Origin of the sequence: Streptomyces sp. NPDC060209 (assembly GCF_042728155.1) — a bacterium.
GTDB lineage: Bacteria > Actinomycetota > Actinomycetes > Streptomycetales > Streptomycetaceae > Streptomyces.
This window is the reverse complement of sequence record NZ_JBHWZS010000521.1, coordinates 1-3,058: the sequence shown is the minus strand read 5'-3', so window position 1 is coordinate 3,058 and position 3,058 is coordinate 1. Positions and strand designations below refer to the sequence as shown.

The window sequence follows — 3,058 nt, the reverse complement described above, 5'->3', positions numbered from 1 at the left end:
CCTTCGGCGTATGTGCCGCTTGCCGCTACGCGGACTTCTCGTGGCGGCCGCCGTCGTTCTTGCCGATCGTGCGCGGCTCCCGCGGGACCAGCGTCGGGTTGACGTTGTTGCGGACCACGTCCGGGGTGATGACCACGCGGGCCACATCCTTGCGGGACGGCACCTCGTACATCACGGACTGCAGGACCTCTTCCATGATGGCGCGCAGACCGCGCGCGCCCGTCTGGCGGAGGATCGCCTGGTCGGCGATGGCTTCGAGCGCCTCGCGCTCGAAGTCCAGCTCGACACCGTCGAGTTCGAACAGGCGCTGGTACTGCTTCACCAGCGCGTTGCGCGGCTCGATCAGGATCTGGAGCAGTGCCTCGCGGTCCAGGTTGTGGACCGAGGTCAGCACGGGCAGACGGCCGATGAACTCGGGGATCATCCCGAACTTCACCAGGTCCTCCGGCATGACCTCCTGGAACTGGTCGCTGGCCTGGATCTCCAGCTTGGAGCGGATCGTCGCGCCGAAGCCGATGCCCTTGGCGCCGGCCCGCGACTCGATGATCTTCTCCAGGCCCGAGAAGGCGCCGCCCACGATGAACAGCACGTTCGTCGTGTCGATCTGGATGAACTCCTGGTGCGGGTGCTTCCGTCCGCCCTGCGGCGGGACGGAGGCGGTGGTGCCCTCCAGGATCTTCAGCAGGGCCTGCTGGACGCCCTCGCCGGACACATCGCGGGTGATCGACGGGTTCTCGCTCTTGCGGGCGACCTTGTCGATCTCGTCGATGTAGATGATCCCCGTCTCGGCCTTCTTGACGTCGTAGTCAGCGGCCTGGATCAGCTTCAGCAGGATGTTCTCGACGTCCTCGCCGACATAGCCGGCCTCCGTCAGCGCCGTCGCGTCAGCGATGGCGAACGGGACGTTGAGCATGCGGGCCAGCGTCTGCGCGAGGAGCGTCTTGCCGGAGCCCGTGGGGCCCAGCAGCAAGATGTTGGACTTGGCGAGCTCGATCGCGTCGTCGCGATTCGCGCCGCCGCCGTTCTCGCCGGCCTGGACCCGCTTGTAGTGGTTGTACACAGCGACCGAGAGGGCCTTCTTCGCGGGCTCCTGCCCGACGACGTACCCCTCGAGGAACTCGTAGATCTCGCGCGGCTTGGGGAGCTCCTCCCACCGCACCTCGGAGGTCTCTGCGAGCTCCTCCTCGATGATCTCGTTGCAGAGATCGATGCACTCGTCGCAGATGTACACACCGGGTCCCGCGATGAGCTTCTTCACCTGCTTCTGGCTCTTTCCGCAGAACGAGCACTTGAGCAGGTCGCCGCCATCACCGATGCGTGCCACGAGGTGCTTCCCCTTCGCCTGGGAGCAGCCTGGTTCAGCGGCTCCTGGTGCCTCTATCCGACGGTACCTTGCCTGGCCCCCCGTTCGGGCCCCCCTTGGCACGGTTCACACGGCCGGGGCCGTGCTGGTGGAATGTGCCAAGGGGAAAGACCGACGTCAGACGGACGCGCCTGCTGTGGTCTTACGGGTGGAGACAATCTGGTCCACCAGACCGTACGCGAGTGCGTCGTCGGCGGTAAGGATCTTGTCGCGCTCGATGTCCTCGCTGATCTTCTCCAGCGGGGTGGTGGAGTGCTTGGCCAGCATCTCCTCGAGCTGGGTGCGCATCCGCAGGATCTCGTTGGCCGCGATCTCCAGGTCGGAGAGCTGCTCACGGCCGGTCTGCGAGGACGGCTGGTGGATGAGCACACGGGCGTGCGGGAGCGCCATGCGCTTGCCCGGGGTGCCCGCGGCCAGCAGGACGGCGGCGGCGGAGGCGGCCTGGCCCATGCAGACCGTCTGGATGTCCGGCTTCACGAACTGCATCGTGTCGTAGATCGCGGTGAGCGCGGTGAACGAGCCGCCGGGGCTGTTGATGTAGATCGAGATGTCGCGGTCCGGGTCCATCGACTCCAGGCACAGCAGCTGCGCCATGACGTCGTTGGCCGAGGCGTCGTCGATCTGGACGCCGAGGAAGATCACGCGCTCCTCGAAGAGCTTCGCGTACGGGTCGTACTCACGCACACCCTGCGAGGTGCGCTCCACGAAGCGCGGGACGACGTAGCGGTTGTCCACCTGCGGGCCGGTGTAGAGGCCGCTCGCGGAGGCGCCGGAGAAGTTGTTCATGTGGGTGTTCACCATCCTGGTGGCGTTCATATGGGCTGGAGGTCTCGGCGTACGAGAGGGTGCGGGGTGGTGCACGCCCGGATCAGGCGCCGGTGCCGCCGCCGCCCGGGATGCCCGACGCGACCGAGATGATCTCGTCGATGAGGCCGTACTCCTTGGCCTCCTCGGCGGTGTACCAGCGGTCGCGGTCGCCGTCGCGGATGATCGTCTCCACGGTCTGACCGGAGTGGTGGGCGGTGATCTCGGCCATCCGCGTCTTCGTACGGAGCAGGTACTGCGCCTGGATCTTGATGTCCGATGCGGTACCGCCGATGCCGGCCGAACCCTGGTGCATCAGGATGTCGGTGTTCGGGAGCGCGAAGCGCTTGCCCGCGGTGCCACCGGTGAGCAGGAACTGGCCCATCGAGGCCGCCATGCCCATACCGATGGTGACCACGTCGTTCGGGATGTACTGCATGGTGTCGTAGACCGCCATGCCGGCCGTCACCGAGCCGCCGGGGCTGTTGATGTAGAGGTAGATGTCCTTGTCGGGTTCTGCGGCAAGGAGCAGGAGCTGTGCGGTGATCTTGTTGGCGATGTCATCGTCGACCTGCTGACCGAGGAAGATGATGCGTTCGCCGAGCAGTCGGCTGTAGACCTGGTCACCGAGGCCTCCACCGAGGGACGGCTCTCCGGCGGCGTAGGGCATCAGATTCGTCACGTATCCACCTGCTCGTCTCTGACGGCTCCGGCCGTCTCAGCGTCTTCGTACCGGGTGGGCCGGGACTACCCGACCCTTCCTCTTCATGGACCCTAACGCGCAGGTGGGACAACGCCATCCCGCTTCCCCAACTGTTCGCTGGGAGCGCAAGGTAAGCAGTCCGCACAAGGGTTCCCGGGCGAGTCCCCGGGCGCGGGCCGATACGACGA

At 66.3% G+C, this 3,058-nt stretch carries 3 protein-coding genes; all 3 read right to left on the bottom strand.

Annotation, left to right across the window (positions count from 1 at the left end; all coding sequences use genetic code 11):
- Positions 1 to 25: 25 nt before the first annotated feature.
- Positions 26 to 1,324 (bottom strand): ATP-dependent Clp protease ATP-binding subunit ClpX, encoded by a 1,299-nt coding sequence (gene clpX / locus ACFWFI_RS42145; protein ID WP_033299392.1) that lies wholly within the window; start codon positions 1,322 to 1,324, stop codon positions 26 to 28.
- A gap of 156 nt (positions 1,325 to 1,480) precedes the next feature.
- Positions 1,481 to 2,164 (bottom strand): ATP-dependent Clp protease proteolytic subunit, encoded by a 684-nt coding sequence (locus ACFWFI_RS42140; RefSeq protein WP_031091966.1) that lies wholly within the window; start codon positions 2,162 to 2,164, stop codon positions 1,481 to 1,483.
- A 67-nt stretch (positions 2,165 to 2,231) separates the two neighbouring features.
- Complete coding sequence (locus tag ACFWFI_RS42135) at positions 2,232 to 2,837, bottom strand: ATP-dependent Clp protease proteolytic subunit (RefSeq protein ID WP_198959691.1); 606 nt, start codon at positions 2,835 to 2,837, stop codon at positions 2,232 to 2,234.
- Positions 2,838 to 3,058 lie beyond the last annotated feature (221 nt).